The sequence below is a fragment of the Comamonas badia DSM 17552 genome (assembly GCF_000484635.1).
In the GTDB taxonomy this organism is placed as follows: Bacteria; Pseudomonadota; Gammaproteobacteria; order Burkholderiales; family Burkholderiaceae_C; genus Comamonas_C; species Comamonas_C badia.
The window spans coordinates 87561-106966 of record NZ_AXVM01000008.1 but is presented as its reverse complement, the minus strand read 5'-3'; the positions used below and the strand labels follow the sequence as shown (position 1 = coordinate 106966).

At 67.7% G+C, this 19406-nt stretch carries 12 protein-coding genes; 11 read left to right on the top strand and 1 reads right to left on the bottom strand.

Annotation, left to right across the window (positions count from 1 at the left end; all coding sequences use genetic code 11):
- The first annotated feature begins 91 nt into the window (after positions 1-91).
- The 11 genes from K320_RS0115765 to K320_RS0115715 all read left to right on the top strand — a co-directional run bounded on the left by K320_RS0115765 (position 92) and on the right by K320_RS0115715 (position 18847).
- Complete coding sequence (locus tag K320_RS0115765) at positions 92-1138, top strand: SPFH domain-containing protein (RefSeq protein WP_024539786.1); 1047 nt, start codon at positions 92-94, stop codon at positions 1136-1138.
- A 71-nt stretch (positions 1139-1209) separates the two neighbouring features.
- A complete protein-coding gene (locus tag K320_RS0115760) occupies positions 1210-2676 on the top strand; it encodes a DUF4178 domain-containing protein (protein WP_024539785.1) in 1467 nt (488 codons plus the stop codon).
- A 26-nt stretch (positions 2677-2702) separates the two neighbouring features.
- Complete coding sequence (locus K320_RS0115755; protein ID WP_024539784.1) at positions 2703-2921, top strand: DUF350 domain-containing protein; 219 nt, start codon at positions 2703-2705, stop codon at positions 2919-2921.
- 224 nt (positions 2922-3145) lie between these two features.
- On the top strand, positions 3146-4885 hold the full coding sequence (locus K320_RS0115750) for a site-specific DNA-methyltransferase (protein ID WP_245593906.1): 1740 nt from the start codon (positions 3146-3148) through the stop codon (positions 4883-4885).
- A 5-nt stretch (positions 4886-4890) separates the two neighbouring features.
- Positions 4891-6594, top strand: coding sequence for an RNA-binding domain-containing protein (locus K320_RS0115745; protein WP_024539782.1), 1704 nt, complete (start codon positions 4891-4893; stop codon positions 6592-6594).
- Positions 6595-6712: 118 nt separating this feature from the next.
- Positions 6713-9394 (top strand): DEAD/DEAH box helicase, encoded by a 2682-nt coding sequence (locus tag K320_RS0115740; protein WP_024539781.1) that lies wholly within the window; start codon positions 6713-6715, stop codon positions 9392-9394.
- Positions 9391-10938 carry a polyamine aminopropyltransferase gene (locus K320_RS0115735; RefSeq protein ID WP_024539780.1) on the top strand — a complete coding sequence of 516 codons (1548 nt, stop codon included), beginning with the start codon at positions 9391-9393 and terminating at the stop codon, positions 10936-10938. The genes K320_RS0115740 and K320_RS0115735 overlap by 4 nt, the downstream gene beginning before the upstream one ends.
- Before the next feature lie 30 nt (positions 10939-10968).
- The gene (locus K320_RS0115730) at positions 10969-12171 is read left to right on the top strand and encodes a threonine ammonia-lyase (protein WP_024539779.1); all 1203 of its coding nucleotides are present in this window, start codon (positions 10969-10971) and stop codon (positions 12169-12171) included.
- Between the two features lie 274 nt (positions 12172-12445).
- On the top strand, positions 12446-16165 hold the full coding sequence (locus tag K320_RS0115725; protein ID WP_024539778.1) for a PAS domain S-box protein: 3720 nt from the start codon (positions 12446-12448) through the stop codon (positions 16163-16165).
- The gene (locus K320_RS0115720; RefSeq protein WP_024539777.1) at positions 16162-17154 is read left to right on the top strand and encodes an HD-GYP domain-containing protein; all 993 of its coding nucleotides are present in this window, start codon (positions 16162-16164) and stop codon (positions 17152-17154) included. The genes K320_RS0115725 and K320_RS0115720 overlap by 4 nt, the downstream gene beginning before the upstream one ends.
- Positions 17155-17167: 13 nt before the next feature.
- On the top strand, positions 17168-18847 hold the full coding sequence (locus tag K320_RS0115715) for an NAD(P)-binding protein (protein ID WP_024539776.1): 1680 nt from the start codon (positions 17168-17170) through the stop codon (positions 18845-18847).
- Here K320_RS0115715 and K320_RS0115710 read toward each other — a convergent pair.
- Positions 18807-19385 carry a cytochrome b gene (locus tag K320_RS0115710; RefSeq protein WP_024539775.1) on the bottom strand — a complete coding sequence of 193 codons (579 nt, stop codon included), beginning with the start codon at positions 19383-19385 and terminating at the stop codon, positions 18807-18809. The genes K320_RS0115715 and K320_RS0115710 overlap by 41 nt on opposite strands.
- Positions 19386-19406 lie beyond the last annotated feature (21 nt).

The following is a 19406-nucleotide window of genomic DNA, read 5'->3' as shown; positions in this document are numbered from 1 at the left end:
AATCGGCAATGGTTTCTGCCTATCGCCCGGATAGGCAAGTGGTGGCCCCGTCGCTATGATGCCCCCTCCCTGTCGTCACCGGAGCAGCGCCATGGCCCTGATGGATTTCATCAAGAAACAGTTTATTGACGTCCTGCAGTGGACCGAGGATGGCGACGGGGTGCTGGCCTGGCGCTACCCGATGCGCGACATGGAAATCCAGAACGGCGGCCAGCTGGTGGTGCGCGAATCGCAGCTGGCGATGTTCGTGGACGAAGGCCGCGTGGCCGATGTGTTCGGCGCCGGCACGCACAAGCTGGTGACGCAGAACATCCCGCTGCTGACCAACCTCAAGAACTGGGACAAGCTGTTCGAGTCGCCCTTCAAGAGCGATGTCTACTTCTTCAGCACGCGCCAGCAGCTCGACCAGAAATGGGGCACGCCGCAGCCCATCACCATCCGCGACAAGGAATTCGGCGCGGTGCGCCTGCGCGCGTTCGGCAACTACGCCTGGCGCATCACCGATCCGCGCCTGTTCTATTCGGAAGTCTCGGGCACGCGCGAGAGCTATGGCGTGGCCGACATCGAAGGCCAGTTGCGCGGCCTGGTGCTGCAGAACATCAGCAACGCGATCGCCAGCAGTGGCGTGGCCTTCCTCGACCTGGCGGCCAACCAGACCATGTTTGCCGACGTGCTGGCCAAGGCACTCGACCCGGAATTCGCCAGGCTCGGCCTCAAGGTCGAGGCCGTCACGGTGCAGAACCTCTCGCTGCCCGACGAGCTGCAGAAGGTGCTGGACCAGAAGATCGGCATGGGCATGGTCGGCAACGACATGGGCAGGTTCATGCAGTACCAGACCGCGCAGGCCATCCCCGAAATGGCCAAGGGCGTGGGCAGCGGCGGCGATGGCGGCGGCCTGGCCGGCGCCGGCCTGGGCATGGGCGCGGGCGTGGCCATGGGGCAAATCCTGGCGCAGAACATGCAGGCCGCGCTGCAGCCGGGGCAGGCGGCACCTGGCGCAGCGGCTGCCGCCACGGGCGTGAAGGCCGAGGATGTGATGGCCACGCTGGAGAAGCTGGGCGAGCTCAAGGCCAAGGGCATCCTGACCGACGAGGAATTTGCCACCAAGAAGGCCGAGCTGCTCAAGAAACTGGTTTGATCCCCCTGTTTTGATAGCTGACAGCGCATACCTCATAAGCGCTGTAGCCTGAAAACACCTCAAATCACTGCATGGCCGGCCCGTCCACCCAGCGCCACTACACCGCGCCCTGCCCGGGCTGCGGCGCGCCGGTGGAATTCCGCAGCGCGCAGTCCACCTGCGCCGTCTGCGGCTACTGCCACAGCACCGTGGTGCGCAGCGGCGAGGTGCTCTCGCGCGTGGGCAGGATGGCCGAGCTGTTCGAGGACCACAGCCCGCTGCAGCTTTTTGCCACCGGCAAGTGGCAGGGCACCACCTTCACCCTCATCGGCCGCATGCAGTTGCGCGGCGAGGAGGGCGGCTGGGCCGAGTGGAATGCCTTCCTGGACGACGGCAGCCGCGCCACGCTGGGCGAGGACAACGGCACCTACGTCTTCACGCAGCCGCTGGAGCTGAAGGGCGAACTGCTGCCCACGCCCGAGCAGATGGGCCTGGGCGCCAGCGTGCAATTGGCGGGCCGAAGCTGGAGCGTCGCCGCCTACCTGCGGGCGCATCTGGCCGCCGCCGAAGGCGAGCTGCCCAAGCTGCCGCCGCTGGGCCAGGAATTCCTGGTGGCGGAGCTGCGCAGTGACGACGGCCAGGTGCTCTCCATCGACTACGGCAGCAAAGAACCGCTAGTGGAATTCGGCCGCTCGGTGCAGCTCGAAGACCTGCAGCTCAAGGGCCTGAAGGACGACTCCGTCAAGCAGGAGACGGGCCGCCAGTTCGACTGCCCGCACTGCGGCGCGCCCGTGCAGGTGCAGCTGGAAACCACCAAAAGCTGCACCTGCGGTCACTGCCACAGCCTGATCGACCTCACGCGCGGCATAGGCGCGGAGATGGTCAGCAGCACGCAGGACGCGCTGGGCGCTACCTGCCAGTTCGAGGGCGTGCCCTGGCAGGTGGTGGGCTTTCAGCACCGCATGGGGCAGGAGCCGGGCGACGACGAGCAATTCGGCTGGGAAGAGTACCTGCTCTACAACCAGCAGAAGGGCTTCACCTTCCTCGTGGACGCCAGCGACGGCTGGAGCCTGGTGCGCCCGGCCACCGGCGCGGCCAAGGTCTCGGGCATCAACGCCAGCTACCTGGGCGCCAGCTATGTGCGCACCAGCGGCTACAAGGCCGAAACCACCTACGTGGCCGGCGAGTTCTACTGGCCGGTGGCGCGCGGCCAGCGCACCGAGAACGTGGACTACGCCGCCGCCAAGGGCAACGGCCTGCTGTCCAGCGAGAAAAGCGGGCGCGAGATCACCTGGTCCTACGGCAACCGGCTGGCCAGCAGCGCTGTGGCCGCGGCCTTCGGCCTGCAGGACAAGGCTGACCAGTTCAAGCGCGACGAGGTCGGCCCCTTCGTCGCCGCCAAGGGCGTGGGCTGCGGCACCATCCTCCTGCTGGTGGTGGTGCTGTTCATCATCCTGTTCCTGCTGAGCAGGTGCGCGTCGTCCGGGGGCGGCGGCAGCTACACGCGCAGCAGCGGCGGATCGTTCGGCGGCTATTCCAGCGGCGGCAGCCACAAGTAATCGGTCAATTCAACGGAGGTCTCATCATGGACATCGAATGGCTCAAACCGGCGGCCTTCCTCGGCTCCATCGTCTACGCCGTCATCGGCGTGGTCATCTTCTGGGTCTGCTTCATCATCGTGGACAAGATCACGCCCTACGACCTGTGGGGCGAGATCGTCGAGAAGCAGAACCGCGCGCTCGCGCTGGTGGTGGCCGCGATGTGCCTGGGCATCAGCATCATCGTGGCGGCGGCGATTCATTGAGTCTGCAAACCCGGCGGAGCACCCGCGCTTCAGAGAATCCTCGTTTGATAGCTTCTGACGCAAGCTGGGACTGCGCTGGAGCTGGATTCATACGGAAGTTTCCGACAAGCTGTGGAGCAGGGTGATAGGCTTGCGCCCGCCCTCAAGGCCCACTTTCCCGCCCTGTATCCATGCCCACGCTCGACTGGCTCAACCGCGCCACCGCCTTCACCGCCGCCGCCCAGGTGCCCTACCGCCTGCTGGATACCGTCAGCACCCACGGCGACGCGCAGGCTGCGCAGCACAACTGGCTGATCCAGGGCGACAACCTGCAGGCGCTCAAGGCCCTGCTGCCGTTCTATCGAGGGCAGGTGAAGTGCATCTTCATCGACCCGCCCTACAACACCCAGAGCGCCTTCGAGCACTACGACGACAAGCTGGAGCACAGCCAGTGGCTGTCCATGATGCTGCCGCGCCTGCAACTGCTGCGCGAGCTGCTGAGTGAGGACGGCTCGATCTGGGTCACCATCGACGACAACGAGGGGCATTACCTCAAGGTGTTGATGGATGAGGTGTTTGGGCGGGGGAATTTTGTGGCGAATGTGGTTTGGCAAAAAAAATACACCATCGCCAACGACGCGAAATGGCTCGCCGAGAACCACGATCACGTTCATGTGTTCGCCAAGAGCAAAGACTTTTGGCGCCCAAACCGGCTTCCACGAACCGAGGCGATGGATAAGCGGTATTCAAACCCGGACCAACATCCACGCGGCGCATGGAAAGCAACACCGCTATATGCCAAGCGCCTGCCATCTGAGCAAGAGCGAAATTTTTCATACACCTTCAAAAACGGCGTTACGTGGCGGCCACCTGTGGGAACGACTCCACGCTTCCCACGCGAGGAACTTGCCCGAATGGACGCCAACAATGAAATCTGGTTTGGAAGAGACGGTACGGCCACTCCGTCCCGTAAGACGTTCCTAGAAGGCCTCACTATTTCCAGCCCGCCTTCCGCAACTTTTTGGTCGCACACCGATGCTGGAAACAACCACGAAGCAAGAGAAGAAAGCAAGGCAATAAGCGCTGAAGAACCATTCGGAACCCCCAAACCCGAACGCCTCATCCAACGCATCCTCCACATCGCCAGCAACCCCGGCGACCTCGTCCTCGACAGCTTCCTCGGCTCCGGCACCACGGCCGCCGTGGCGCACAAGATGGGCCGGCGCTGGATAGCCATCGAGATGGGAGAGCACGCCCTCACGCACTGCCTGCCGCGCCTTGAAAAGGTGATCGCAGGCGAGCAAGGCGGCATCAGCCGGGCCGTGGGCTGGGGGCAGGGCACGAACGGCAAGCCGTTCGACGGCGGCGGCTTTCGCTTCGCGCGGCTGGGCGCGCCGGTGTTCGACGCCAGCGGCGCCATCCACCCCGAGGTGCGCTTTGCCACGCTGGCGGCCTTCGTCTGGCAGCAGGAGACGGGGCAGACCTGGGACGCAGCGGCAGGCCGCGCCGGCACGCCGTGGCTGGGGACGCACTCTGTTTTTGAGAGCTTGCCGCGCTTGTTGGACGGGGGCGAAGAGGCGATTTCTTTTGAATCGAGCGCCGCTGGCCCTCACCCCCACCCTCTCCCAGAGGGAGAGGGAGAAAGACAAGGGGAGGGAGAAGTGTCGTCGGGTGCTGCGCCGGTCTTGCTCCCTCTCCCGCAGGCGGGAGAGGGCGGGGGTGAGGGTGCACCCACCGCCCCCACACTGCGCAGCTGCACGGCCTTCTACCTGCTCTTCAACGGCATCCTGGGCGACAAGCGCCCGGCCGGCGGCAACGTGCTGACGCGCGCGGTGCTCGATGCGCTTGTGCAACTGCACGCATCAACGCCGCACCCCGACGCGCCGCTGGTGGTCTACGGCGAAGCCTGCCGCGTGGGCCCCGAGACGCTGGCGCGCTCGCGCGTGACCTTCAAGCACATTCCGTACGACGTGAAGGCGAGGTGAGGGTGATGCAAGAGTTCGACACCGCCGCTGAGCTTCAGCGTTGGCTGCACCTTCATTTTCCCAAGGAGAACGAGCGCCACGAATGGAAGGAGTGGCACTCGCTCAAGCACTGCATTTCGGGTCGCAAGGGCGAGGACTTGGTTTCCTACGTGAGCGCCTTGGCCAATATGGAGGGCGGCTGCATGGTGATTGGTGTGCGGGATGGAACGCTCGCGCCCACCGGCATCCGGGACTTCGCCGATTACACGCTGGAGAACGTGGTGCACCGCGTGCTGGGCAAGACGCTGGGTCTGCCTTCCCTGGGGCTGCACGTGCAGGAACTGCGCGCGAACGATACGGGTGCCATCGTGTGGCTGGTGCATGTGCCGCGCCATGCGCCGCGCGAACTGGTGCTGGCGCACGACAAGGCCTGGCAGCGTGATGGTGACAGTCTGGTGGAGTTGCGGGCCGACCGGCGACGCGCCATCCTGGCCGAGCATCTGGCGGGCGAGGACTGGAGTGCGGCGATCGTTGCCGAGGCCGCGCTGGCCGATCTGGATGAGGCGGCAATTGCCAAAGCGCGGGAAAAGTTCTTTGAAAAGCACCAGCGCGAACCCTGGGCAGCGCAAATCGCGCAATGGAGCGCGCAGCAACTGCTCGATCGGATCGGTCTGACTATTCATGGCCGCATCACCCGCGCCTGCCTGCTGCTGCTGGGCACGCGCGAGAGCGCGATGGCGCTGCTGTCGCCGCATCCGGTCGAGATCACCTGGAAGCTGGCCGCCGAGCGGGCGGCAGAGCACTTTCATCCGCCCTTTCTGCTGACCACCACCGAGGTGGCCCAGATGATCCGCAACCCCAATATCAAGCTGTCCCAGCCCAACGAGCTGCTGCCCGTGACGCTGCCGCGCTACGACACCAACACGGTGCTGCTGGAAGGGATGCACAACTGCCTGGCGCACCAGGATTACGCGCAGTGCGGGCGCGTGGTGGTGGAAGAAGGCGTGGGGCTGGTGCGCATGACGAATCTGGGCGGCTTTTTCGACGGCCAGCCGGATGATTACGCCAGCGGCGCGCGCACACCCGAGCGCTATCGCAACGAGCGCCTGGCCAAGGCCATGGCCGAGGTGGGCATGATCGACAAGGTGGGCTTTGGCATCCACGACATGGTGCTGGCGCAGCGGCGGCGCTTTCTGCCGTTGCCGGACTACGAGGGGTCCTCGCCCTTGCGCACGGTGTTCAGCGTGTACGGGCAGGAGATCGACGAGAACTACAGCCACTGGCTGATGCAGCGTGCCGATCTGTCCATCGAGCATGTGTTGTGGCTCGATCGCGTGCAGAAAAAACGCAAGCTGGATGCCGCGCAGGTGGCCGAGTTGAGACAAGCAGGCTTGATTGAAGGACGCAGTCCCAGGCTGATGATCTCCGCTCAACTGGCAGTGGCCTTGGGGCAGGAGGTGGAATACGTCAATCACAAAGGGCTGGACGCAAAACACTACAAGGCCCTGGTGCTGGATTTGCTCGCTCTGGGGTCACAACGACGCGCAAAGATCAATGCGATGCTGCTGCCAAAACTGCCAGCGTCGATCTCATCGGAACGTAGCCGCAAGATCTACATAAAGAATTTGCTGCAGGACATGGTGCATGAAGACTTGATCGAAAACGTCGGCGGCGCCACCAATGCGGCGCTGTGGCGGCGTAAGTTGCGGGGCCAAGGGGCAAGCCAATGAATCCAATAATTAAGCCAATCCAAAGCCAATCTGGTTTCAAAAACAATTACAAATCAATGACTTGCATTGGTGCATTGGCTTTTCATTGCTTCAGCTTGCGCCAATCGAGCCACCGCGCATGACCCCCATCACCCTCAAGTCCTACCAGCAGGCCGCGCTCGATGCGCTCACCGCCTTCGCCCGCGCCGCCCGCGTCAAGGGCGCGGCGCGCGGCTTTGCCGAGCTGGCCGGGCGGCCGTATCAGGCCGGGGCGTTTGGCGAGCTGCCCTGCGTGTGCCTGCGCATTCCCACGGGCGGGGGCAAGACGGTGCTGGCGGCCCACGCGGTGCCGCTCTTGGCCCGTGAATGGGCGGGGGTGGATGCGCCGGTGGCGCTGTGGCTGGTGCCCAGCGACGCGATCCGCGCGCAGACGCTGGCGGCGCTGCAGACGCCCGGCCACCCCTGGCGCGCGGCGCTGGCCGATGCCTATGGCGAGGGCCTGCGCGTGTGCACGCTGGACGAGGTGGCGCAAATTGCCCCGCCCGAGTGGGGACGCACGACCATCGTGGTGGTGGCCACCATCCAGAGCTTTCGCATCGAGGATGCGGGGCAGCGCAACGTCTACAGTTTTTCCGAGGGCTTCGAGCGGCATTTCAAGGGTGTGGATGAGCGCCGCTTGCAGACGCTGCGCGCGCTGCCCGACGCCGTCATCACACCCGACGACGTGGCGCGCGACACGAGCGGCGTGCTGGCCGGTTTTGTCGGTCAGCCGCGCTGGAGCCTGGCCAACTGGCTGGCGCTGCACGCGCCCGTCGTCATCGTCGATGAGGCGCACAACACCAAGACGGACAAGAGCTTCACGGCGCTCAAGCGCCTGGCGCCTAGCTTCATCCTAGAGCTGACGGCCACGCCGCTGGTGCAGCAGACCAATGTGCTCTACCACGTGAGTGCGCAGCAGCTCGCGGCCGAGGACATGATCAAGCTGCCCATCGTTCTGGCCGAGCACCCCGAAGGCTGGCCGCAGGCGGTGCTGAGCGCGGTGCAGACGCAGGCGGCGCTGGAGGCCGAGGCGCTGAAGGACGAGGCGGCGGGCCACGGCTACGTGCGCCCCATCGTGCTGTTTCAGGCTACGAGTGCGGGCGAGGAGATGCCGCCGGAGATGCTGCGCGAGTACCTTGTCGATGAACTCAAGCTGCCCGCGAACCAAGTGGTGGTGGCGACCGGCAAGGAGCGTGGGCTGGAGGACATCCGCCTGGCCGAGCGCGATTGCCCGGTGCGCTTCGTCATCACCGTGCAGGCGCTGCGCGAGGGCTGGGACTGCCCCTTTGCCTACGTGCTGTGCAGCCTGCAGAAACTCAGCAGCGCCACGGCGGTGGAGCAGCTTCTAGGCCGTGTGCTGCGTATGCCGTATGCCCAGCGGCGCGGGCGCGAGCGGCTGAACCGCGCCTATGCCCATGTGTGCGCTGCCGAGTTTGCGCAGGCCGCCAGCGCGCTGGCCGACCGACTGATCCAGCACATGGGCTTCGAGGCGCTGGACGTGGCCAGCATGATTGCGCCGCAGACAGACCTGTGGGATGACTTTGAACAAAATCAGGCTGCAGCGCCTCTCCAGAAATCGCCAATAGCTACGAATTTTGAAATTTCCGCAATCACGCCCGAATTGCTGGCCGCGCCCGGCGTCCAGGTGCAGACCACCGCCAGCGCGCCGCAGGTAGTGGTGACGGGCCACATCGGCACAGACACCGAGGCGCTGCTGCTGGCCCAGGTGCGTGGCGCGAAGAAGCAGGAGCACCTGCGCGAGCAGGTGGCGCAGCACAACGCACTGGTGGCCGCGCAGCAAGCGCCCGCCACGCGCGGCCTGCCGTTTGCGCCGCTGCCGCCGCTGGCCTACCGCACCGATGCGCAGGCGCCGCTGTGGCCGCTGGAGCGCGAGGCGGTGCTGGAGTCGGTCGAATTGGACCTGCTGACCCCACAGGCGGTGCAACTGCCCGGCTTTCACGTGGCGCGTGAATCCGACGTGATCCTGATCGACATGGAGGGCGAGCGCCTGCGTCTGACGCCGGGTGGCGAAGCGCAACTGCCGCTGGATGTGGGCGCCAGCCGCATCGATGCCGACACGCTGGTGGGCTGGCTTGACCAATCGCTGTACAGGGCGCTGCCCGGCATCACGCAGGCCCATCGCCGCGCCTGGCTTGCGGCGGTGGTCAACCACCAAGTACATGCATGCCGAATCCCGCTGGCGGAGCTGGCGCAGGCGCGCTTTCAGCTTGCGCGGGCGCTTGAAAACCATGTGGCCGACTTGCGCGACGCCGCCGCGCAACGCGCCTTCCGCCAGCAGGTGCTGGGCCTGGAAGGCGGCACCCCCTGGCTGGTGGAGCCCGATTGGGCGCATCCGCACATCTTCGAGGCCGCGCGCTACCCGGCGCCCGTGGCCTCGCGCTACGGTGGGCGCTGGCGTTTTGCCAAGCACTACTTTCCGGTGATTGCCGACTTGAAGAGCGAAGGCGAGGAGTTCCAGTGCGCGCAGCTCATAGACCGCCACACCAAGGTGCGCCAGTGGGTGCGCAACCTGGATACCGCGCCCTGCGGCTTTGGTCTGCCCACCTCGCGCGGACGCTTCTATGCCGATTTCGTCGCCGAGCTGGACGATGGCCGCGTGGCGCTGCTCGAATACAAGGGCGCGCACCTGAAGAACGATCCCTATGAAATGGAAAAGCGCCAGGTAGGCCAGTTGTGGGCCCGCGCCAGCGGCCAGCGCGCGGTGTTTGGCTGGCTAACGTTTGATGGCCTGGCGGCGCAACTGGATGCGGTGCTGGCATGAGCGATAGCGCCGCCGTTGCCGCGGGTGCGCTGCCCCCCCGCCCCATCGCCGTCGCCCTCTTCGCCAGCGTCTTCGTCATCGCCGCCTGCGGGCTGCTGTACGAGCTGGCGGCGGGGGCGCTGGCCTCGTACCTGCTGGGTGATTCCATCCTGCAGTTCTCCACCATCATCGGCACCTACCTGTTTGCGATGGGCGTGGGCTCGTGGCTGTCACGCTTTCTGGCACGGCAGTTGCCGGCGCATTTTCTGCGCATAGAACTATTGGTGGCGCTGGTGGGTGGGGCGCTTCCTGCCATGCTATTCATGGCAAATGCCTGGCTGCCGGGGGCGTTTCGGCTGCTGCTGTACCTGATGGTGTTCGTGGTGGGCACGCTGGTGGGGTTGGAGATTCCGCTGGTGATGCGCATCCTGCAGCGGGACGTGCAGTTCAAGGAGCTGGTCAGCCAGGTGCTCACCTTTGATTACCTGGGCGCGCTGGCGGTGTCGCTGGCGTTTCCGCTGCTGCTGGTGCCCTACCTGGGGCTGATCCGCTCGGGGCTGCTGTTCGGCATCCTGAATGCGCTCGTCGCCCTCTGGGCCTGGTGGCTGTTTCGCCATGAGCTGCGCCAGCGCGGCGCGCATCTGGCGGCCTGCGCGATGGTGCTGGCGCTGCTGGCGCTGGGCATGGCGGCGGCCGGCAGGATCACCACGCTGGCCGAAGACCATTTCTACCAGAGCCCGATCGCGTTCGCCGAAACCTCGCCCTACCAGCGCATCGTCGTCACGCATGGGCGCAACGGCTATCGGCTGTACCTTAACGGCAACCTGCAGTTTGCCCAGAGCGACGAATACCGCTACCACGAGGCGCTGGTACACCCCGCCATGGCCGCGCAGGGCGCGCCCCGGCGCGTGGCGGTGCTGGGCGGGGGCGACGGCATGGCGGTGCGCGAAATCCTCAAATACCCCTCGGTACAGTCCGTCACGCTGGTGGAGCTCGATCCGGCGATGACGCGGCTCTTCACCGATACGCCGCAGCTGGCGCTGCTGAACCGCCAATCGCTCTCCGATCCGCGCGTGCGGGTGGTCAACATGGATGCGTTCCAGTGGCTGCAGCAGGGCAGCGAGACCTTTGAGGTGATCGTGGTGGATTTCCCCGATCCGACCAACTTCGCCATCGGCAAGCTCTACACCAACAGCTTCTATGCGCTGCTCGACCAGCGCCTGGCAGCGAGCGGCTATGCGGTGATCCAGACCACCTCGCCGCTGGTCGCGCGCAAGAGTTTCTGGACGGTGGTGCACACCATCGAATCGGTGGGCTTCACGGCCGTGCCGTATCACGTGCATGTGCCCAGTTTTGGCGAATGGGGCTTCGTGATCGCCAGCCGCAGGCCCTGGCACCCGCCCGCCGCGCTGCCGCCGGGTCTGCGCTTTCTCGACGGCGCGGCGCTGGCCGCGATGCTGGACTTCCCCATCGACATGGCGCGCCTGCCCGCCGAGGTGAACCGCCTCTCCAACCAGGTGCTGGTGCGCACCTATGAGCAGGAATGGGGGCGCGTGGGGCCGTAAGCCGGCCCGGCGCTTCACAATACGCCCACCATGCTGCACCTCTCCGACATCCAGCAAGCCGCCGCCCGCATCGCCGGGCAGGTACTTGACACCCCCTGCGTCGAATCGCGCACGCTTTCCGAGCTCACCGGGGCGCAGGTGTTCCTGAAAATGGAGAACCTGCAATTCACGGCTTCGTTCAAGGAGCGCGGCGCGTGCAACAAGCTGCGCCAGCTATCGCAAGAGGAGCGCCAGCGCGGCGTGATCGCGATGAGCGCGGGCAACCACGCGCAGGGCGTGGCCTACCACGCGCAGCAGCTGGGCGTTCCCGCCACCATCGTCATGCCGGGCTTCACGCCGGGCGTGAAGGTGGCGCGCACCCAGGGTTTCGGCGCGCGCGTGCTGCTGCACGGCGCCACGCTGGAAGAAGCGGCGGCGCATGCGCGCGCACTCGCCGCGGACCAGCAGCTGACCTTTGTGCACCCCTACGACGACGAGGCCATCATGGCCGGGCAGGGCACGCTGGCGCTGGAGATGCTGGCCGCGCGGCCCGACCTGGACACGCTGATCGTGCCCGTCGGCGGCGGTGGGCTGATCGCGGGCATCGCCACGGCGGCCAAGGCGCTCAAGCCGCCAATCGAGGTGGTGGGCGTGCAGGCGCAGCGCTTTCCCGCCATGGTCAACGCCGTCAAGGGCGAGCACCATGCGCAGGGCGCCAGCACGATTGCCGAGGGTATCGCCGTGGGCGCGCCGGGCGTGCACTGCGTCGAGGCGATTCGCCGGCATGTGGACGATCTGCTGCTGGTTCAAGAGGGCGACATCGAACAGGCCATCGTGCTGCTGCTGGAGATCGAAAAAACCCTGGCCGAGGGCGCGGGCGCGGCGGCGCTGGCGGCGCTGATGCGCCACAAGCAGCGCTTTGCGGGCAAGAAGGTCGGCATGGTGCTCTCGGGCGGCAACATCGATCCGCAATTGCTGGCGCAGATCATCGGGCGCGGGCTGGTGCGCTCGGGCCGCCTCATGCGCATCGTCGTCGGCACGCGCGACGTGCCCGGCAGCCTGGCGCGCATCACCGCGCTGGTGGCGCAGGCCGGGGCCAACATCGACGAGGTGCACCACCAGCGCGCCTTCACGCTGCTGGCGGCGCAGAACGTCGAGATCGAAATGGTGCTGCAGACGCGCAGCCGCGAACATGCCGCCGATGTCATCGAGCGCCTGCGCGCGGCGGGGCTGGAGGTGCGGCAGCAGCCCTAGGGCTTTGCGCTGTCGATCCCATTGCCGCCGCGCTGCGTTGGTGCGCCTTCCCCCTGGATCCAGTGATCGATGAATGGGCTGGCCAGCTTGGGCTGGAGATGGAATGATTTTTGCTTGCGTTGCGTTGCGTTGCGTTGCGTTGCGTTGCGTTGATGTTGTCGCGCAACGGAGCACGGCGCCTGCGCACCGCCTGCCTGTCTGCTATAAAAGCAGGGACAAAATGTCTCAAACGTGACACCTGCCGCATCCACCCACGGACCTTGACGCATCACCCATGACCACGTTTCTCCAGGGTTTTTTCGTCACCGGTGTCGCCAGCGACCCGATGCTCTGGCGCGAGCACGATCCGTGGATGGTGGCGCTGTCGGCGGCGCTGGCGGTGGTGGCGTCGATGGTGGCGCTGCACATGGCGGCGCTGGCGCGCGAGGCCGATAGCCCGCGCAGCCGGAGCTGGATTCTGGGCTCGGGCGCGTTCGCCATGGGCGGCGGCATCTGGGCGATGCACTTCGTCGGCATGCTGGCCTTCACCCTGTGCGCGCGCGGGGCGTTCAACCCGTGGCTGACGCTGGCCTCGATGCTGCCCGGCTGGGGCGCCTCCTGGGTCACGCTGCAATGGCTGGCACGGCCGCAATTGGGCGCCGGCCTGCTGGCGCTGGGCGGCCTGCTGATGGGCGCGGGCATCGGCACCATGCATTACCTGGGCATGGCGGCCTCCAGCATGACGCCCTATTTCGGCTACGACCCGCTGGGCTTCGCCATCTCCATCGTCGTCGCCGTCGTGCTGGCCATGCTGGCGCTGTGGGTGCGCCTGGGCCTGCAGCGGCGCATGCTGAACAACAATTACCTGACCACGGCGCTCGCCGGTCTGGTGATGGGCCTGGCGATCACCGGCATGCACTACACCGCGATGGCCGCGCTGCGCTTCAAGGCGCCGATTGCGCAGATCGAAAGCCAGGCGTCCGCGGGCAATTCGTTCTCCCTGGCGCTGGCCATCCTGACGGTGGTGCTGAGCATGCTGGTGGTGGCCATCATCGCCGGGTTGCGCTACCGCGACTTGTTTACCGGCGTGCGCGCCAGCGAGGCCCGCCTGCGCGCCGTGCTGGAGACGGCGGTGGACGGCATCGTCACCATCGATGCCAGGGGCACGGTGCTTTCGTTCAACCCGGGGGCAGAGCGCATGCTGGGCTGGAGCGCGCGGGAGGTGATAGGCCACAACGTCAACATGCTCATGCCCGAGCCCTGGCGCAGCGCGCACGATGGCTATCTGGCGCACCACATGGCGACGGGCGAGAAGCGCATCATCGGCACCGGGCGCGACGTGCAGGCGCTGACGCGCGACGGCCGCACCCTGCCGATCCGCCTGGCCGTGGGGCGCATCACCCAGACCCATCCGCCCATGTTCGTCGGCTTCATCACCGACATGAGCGCGCGCCAGGCGATGGAAGATTCCCTGCGCCAGAGCGAGGAGCAATTGCGCACGCTGATGGAGAACATTCCCGGCATCACCTTCCGGTGCCGCAACGATGCCGACTGGAGCATGCTTCTGATCAGCCCGAGCGTGGAGGCGCTGACCGGCTGGCCCGCCGAGGCCTTCGTCGCGGGGCGCGTGCACCTGGAGTCGCTGATCCACCCGCATGACAGCGAGGCCGTGAAGCAGGCCGTGCAGCGCGCGGCGGCAGAGCGGCGCTCCTATGAGATCGAATACCGCCTGCGCCACCGCAATGGCCAGGTGCGCTGGGTGTCGGAGAACGGCCGCCCGAGCATGGATGCGCAGGGCCAGACGCTGTGGATCGACGGCGTGATGCTGGACACCACGGCCGCCAAGGCGCGCAACGCCGAGTTCGAAGGCATGCTGGCCGCCATCGGCCGTTCGCTGGCCGTGATCGAGCTGGACATGGATGGGCAGGTGCTCTCGGCCAACGGCAAATTCCTGGAGCTCACCGGCTATGCGCTGGAGGACCTGCAATGGCGGCACTACGGCCGGCTGTGCCCGCCCGCGCTGCTGCACGATGCGGCCCATCAGCGCGGCTGGGAGCGGCTGCAGTGGGCCGAGCCCTTCGCCGAGGAAGCGCAGCGCCTGCACAAGGATGGCAGCGTGCTGTGGGTGCAGGCGCTGTACAACCCGATTCTCGATTCCGACGAAGTGCCGTTCAAGGTGGTGCAGTTCGTCTTCGATGTCACCCAGCGGCGCCAGCAGCAGGAGCTGCGCGCCGCCAAGGAGCACGCCGAGCAGGTGGGCAGTGCGCGCAGCCACTTCCTGGCCAGCATGAGCCACGAAATCCGCACGCCGATGAACGCCATCCTCGGCTTCACCGAGGCGCTGCTGGATACGCCGCTCACCGATTCGCAGCGCCACCAGCTGGGCATCGTGCACAGCGCCTCGCAGTCGCTGCTGCAGCTGCTCAACGACATTCTGGATACCGCCCGCCTGGAGCGCGGCGCGGTGGCGCTGGAGGTGGCGGATTTCTCGCTGCGCGAAGTCTGCCGGCAGGCGCTGGACACGCTGCGCGTGCTGGCGCGCCCCAAGGGGCTGTCGCTGGTGCTCGATTACCCGCCGGCGCTGCCCGACTATTTCCGCGGCGACAGCCTGCGCCTGCAGCAGGTGCTGCTGAACCTGCTGGGCAATGCCGTGAAGTTCACCGAGCGCGGCGAAGTCCTGCTGCGCGTGGGGTTTGCCCATGGCCAGCTGGGCCTGGAGGTGCACGACACCGGCATCGGCATGACGGCCGAGCAGCTGGAGCGCGTCTTCGAGCCCTTCAGCCAGGCCGACGCCAGCACCGCGCGGCGCTTTGGCGGCACCGGGCTGGGCACCACGATTGCACGCCAGCTGGTGGAGCTGATGGGCGGCGGCATCAGCGCCGCCAGCGTGCCGGGGCAAGGCAGCGTGTTCACCGTCCGCCTGCCGCTGCAGCAAGGCCAGGCGCCTCGCGTCGCGGCGGTGCAGCGCAGCCTGCTGCCGGCCATGCACCTGCTGGTGGTGGACGACGTGCCGCACAACCTGGAGCTGCTGCAGACCCTGCTGGCACGCGATGGCCACCGTGTCACGCAGGCCGGCGGCGGCGAGCTGGCCGTGCTGCTGTGCGCGGCACAGCGCTTTGACGTGGTGCTGATGGATTTGCAGATGCCCGAGGTCGATGGCTTTGCCGCCACGCAGCGCATCCGCGCGCAGGAGCAGCGCGGCAAGCGAGCGCACCTGCCCATCATCGCGCTGTCGGCCAGCGTGCTGGAAGAAGACAGGCAGCATGCGCTGGATGCCGGCATGGACGGCTTTGCCACCAAGCCGCTGAATCTGACGCGGCTGTATGCCGAGATCGCCCGCGTGCTGGGGCTGCAGGTGCAGTATGTGGAGGCACCGCCGCCGCCCGTGGCGCCCGCTGCTGCAGCGGGGCCCGTCCCGCCGGTGGACTGGGCCGGTGGCGCGCGGCTCTGGGGCGGCGACGCCGCCTTCCTGCGCGCGCTGCGGCGCTTTGTCGGCGAGCAGGCGCAGGCGCCGCGGCAGCTGGCGCAATTGCACGCACGGGGGCAGTGGCCGGCGCTGGCCGCGCAGGCGCACCAGTTGTGCGGCGTGGCCGGACATCTGGCGCTGGCGCCGCTGCTGGCCGTGCTGCGTGCGCTGGAGCAGGCCGCCCGAGGCGCGCAGGCCGCCGAGGCGCAGCGCCACCTGCAGGCGCTGCCCGCTGTGTGGCAAGCCGTCTGCATTGCGGTGCAGGATGCCGGCGCGCCGCCATCGCCGCCGGCTGATGCGGATGGCGCGCTGGACGCGGCGCAGGTGCCGCAGCTGCGCCAGGCGCTGGCCCAGGCCACGGCCTTGCTGGCGCAGGGGCGCCTGCCGCCCGCGCTGGCGCCGGCCTGGCGCGCGCATCTGCCGGCAGCTGCGCTGCAGCGCCTGAATGACGCCATCGAGCGCTTTGATTTTGCTGCCGCGCAAGTCGAAGTCGATGCGCTGCGCGACGCGCTGGAGACGGGTGTGGCCGCCGTGGCCGTGAACCCATGAACACCCCGCACGACCACCGTCCCAGCGTGCTCATCGTCGACGATGAGCCGGCCAATCTGCATGTCCTGCGCCAGGTGCTCGATGCCGACTACCAGCTGCTGTTTGCCACCAGCGGTGCGCGTGCGCTGGAACTGGCCCGGGCACAGGCGCCGGACTTGATCCTGCTGGACGTGATGATGCCGGGCATGGATGGCTACAGCGTCTGCGCCGCGCTCAAGGCCGATGCGCAGACCCGCGCCATTCCGGTGATTTTCGTCAGCGCCCTTGGTGATGCGGGGGATGAAGCCCGGGGCTTCGAGGCGGGCGCGGTGGACTACATCACCAAGCCGGTGCGCGCCGCCGTGGTGCGCGCGCGGGTGAGGACGCATCTGTCGCTGGTGCAGATCGACGAGCTGCGCGAATCACGCCTGCAGATCGTGCAGCGCCTGGGGCGCGCCGCCGAATACAAGGACAACGAAACCGGCATGCACGTCATCCGCATGAGCCATTACGCGCGCCTGCTGGCGCTGGCGGCCGGCTGCAGCCCGCGCTGGGCCAGCGACCTGCTGAACGCCGCGCCCATGCACGACGTGGGCAAGATCGGCATTCCCGATGCGGTGCTGCGCAAACCCGGCCCGCTGGACGCGCACGAGTGGGCCATCATGCGCACGCACCCGCAGATCGGCGCGGAGATCATCGGCCGGCACCCTTCGGGCGTGCTGCAGCTCGCGTATGCGGTGGCGCTGTCGCACCACGAAAAGTGGGACGGCAGCGGCTACCCGCACGGCCTGGCGGGCGAGGCCATCCCGCTGGAAGCGCGCATCGTCGCGCTGGCGGATGTGTTTGATGCGCTCACCTCCGATCGCCCCTACAAGCGGGCCTGGCCGCCGGAGCAGGCGATTGCGCACATCCAGGAACAGGCTGGCCGGCACTTCGATCCGGCGCTGGCCGCCCTGTTCACGCCCTTGCTGCCGCAGTTGCTGGACATCCGCACGCGCTGGGCGGATTGAGCCCATTCGCCCCATGCGCCGCCGCGCCCTCTTGAGCCTGCCGGCCCTGGGCGCGCTGGCGGCCTGCGCACCGCGCGTGCGCGAGCTTGCGGGCGGCTTCACCGGCATCGATGTGCAGCATGGCCACGCGCTGCGCGATGCGCTGGCGCAAGGGCGCGGCCCCACCCCCGACGAGCACCGCCGCACCCGCGTGCTGATCGCCGGGGGCGGCGTGGCCGGCCTCTCGGCCGCGCGTGCGCTGCGCCTGGCGGGCATGCAGGACTTTGCGCTGCTGGAGCTGGAAGCCGAAGCCGGCGGCAACAGCCGCGCCACGCAGGTGGCGGGCATCGCCTGCCCGCGCGGCGCGCACTACCTGCCGCTGCCCGGCGACGATGCCCCCGAGGTGCAGGATTTTCTGGAAGAACTCGGCCTGCGCCGCCGCGTGGCCGGGCGCTGGCAGTACGACGAGCGCACGCTGTGCCACAGTCCGCAGGAGCGGCTGTACTGGCAGGGTGCCTGGCACGAGGGACTGCTGCCCGTCGATGGCGTGGGCGCCGGCACGCTGGCGCAATACCAGCGCTTTGCCCAGCGCGTGGCCGCGCTCTCGCGCCAGGCGCGCTTTGCCATGCCCACGCTGCGGACATGGCAGCAAAACAACGGTCTGGCACCCGCCCATCAAGCGCTGGACGCTCTTGTTTTTGATAATTGGCTGGCCCGCGAGGGCTTTGACGATGCGCATCTGCGCTGGTACCTGGACTACTGCTGCCGCGACGACTATGGCGCCGGCAGCGCCCGCGTCTCGGCCTGGGCCGGCATCCACTACTTCGCCAGCCGCCACGGCTTCGAGGCGCCGGGCGAGCATGGCGACGACGAGCACGACGCCGTGCTCACCTGGCCCGAAGGCAACGGCTGGCTGACGCGCCAGCTTGCCGCGCCGCTCGTCGCCCAGGGGCAGCTGCACCCCGCCACCAGCGTGCTGCGCATCACCGAGCAGCGCCACGGCGTAGAAGTGGATGCGCTGGAGCACGCCAGCGGCCGCGTCACGCGCTGGCAGGCCGAGCGCTGCGTCGTCGCGCTGCCCCTGTTCATCGCCGCGCGCGTGCTGCAGAACCCGCCAGCCTTCGTGCGCGCCGCCGCCGCGCGCCTGGCCTGGGCGCCCTGGCTGGTGGCCAACATCCACATCGCCCGCCCGCTGCAAGACCGCCCCGGCGCCGCCCCGGCGTGGGACAACGTGCTCTATGACCACGAGGCGCGCGGCGGCCTGGGCTACGTCGATGCCGGCCACCAGCGCCTGAACCTGGGCGCGCAGATCGCCGGCCCCACCGTGCTCAGCTACTACCAGGCGCTGGGCGACTGGCCCGATGGCCGCACGCAGTTGCTGACCCAGCCCTGGACGCACTGGCGCGACGCCATCCTGCGGCCGCTGGCCCGTCTGCACCCGGACATTCTTGAGCGCGCCACGCGCATGGAAATCACGCGCTATGGACACGCCATGGCCATTCCGCGGCCGGGCGACCAGACGGTTCTGAGCCAAATTGGCCTGCAGCGCTTGTCAGGCAAGCGCTACCAGCTATTGAATGGTGAGCGTACGGCATTGCCCCCGACGCCTGCGACCGGACGCCTTGCGTTCGCGCATGCGGATTGGTCGGGCTATTCGGTGTTCGAGGAAGCCTTCACGCGCGGGATGGGGGCGGGGATGCTGGCTGCGTTCTAGCCCAACCCATGCGCGCCAGCGTGCCGTCGCGCATTCCGTAGTGGTGCACCAGGGCCGCCGCGGCGTGCCCGCCGATGAGCCAGTAGCCCAGCGTGCCCACGGCTTCGTGGATCTCTTTCAGATTGCCCGCCAGCGCGCGGTCCGGCCCGAGGAAGGCGGGCATCTGCAAGCCAAAGAACGGCACCGGCGTGCCCTTGGCGTTCAGGCTCAGGTAGCCGAGGAGGGGCGCGGCGATGAGCAGGCCGTACAGCGCCCAGTGCATGCTGCTGGCCAGCCGGTGCTGCCAGCGCGGCGTGCCGGCCAGTGCGGGCGGCACGCCCAGCCACCAGCGCAGCGGCAGGCGCAGCAGCACCAGCGCGAACACCGCCACGCCCAGCGTCTCGTGCCAGGCCTTGGCGAGCGTGCGCAGCTCGCTGCCCTTGGGCAGGGCGTCGTGCCACTGGATCAGCGCGTAGACACCGATCATCAGCGCCAGCGTGAGCCAGTGCAGCGCGATCAGCGGCGCGGGGTAGCGGGCGAGGGAGGGTGCGGTGCGCATGGTGTGCTCCACTTCAGCCAA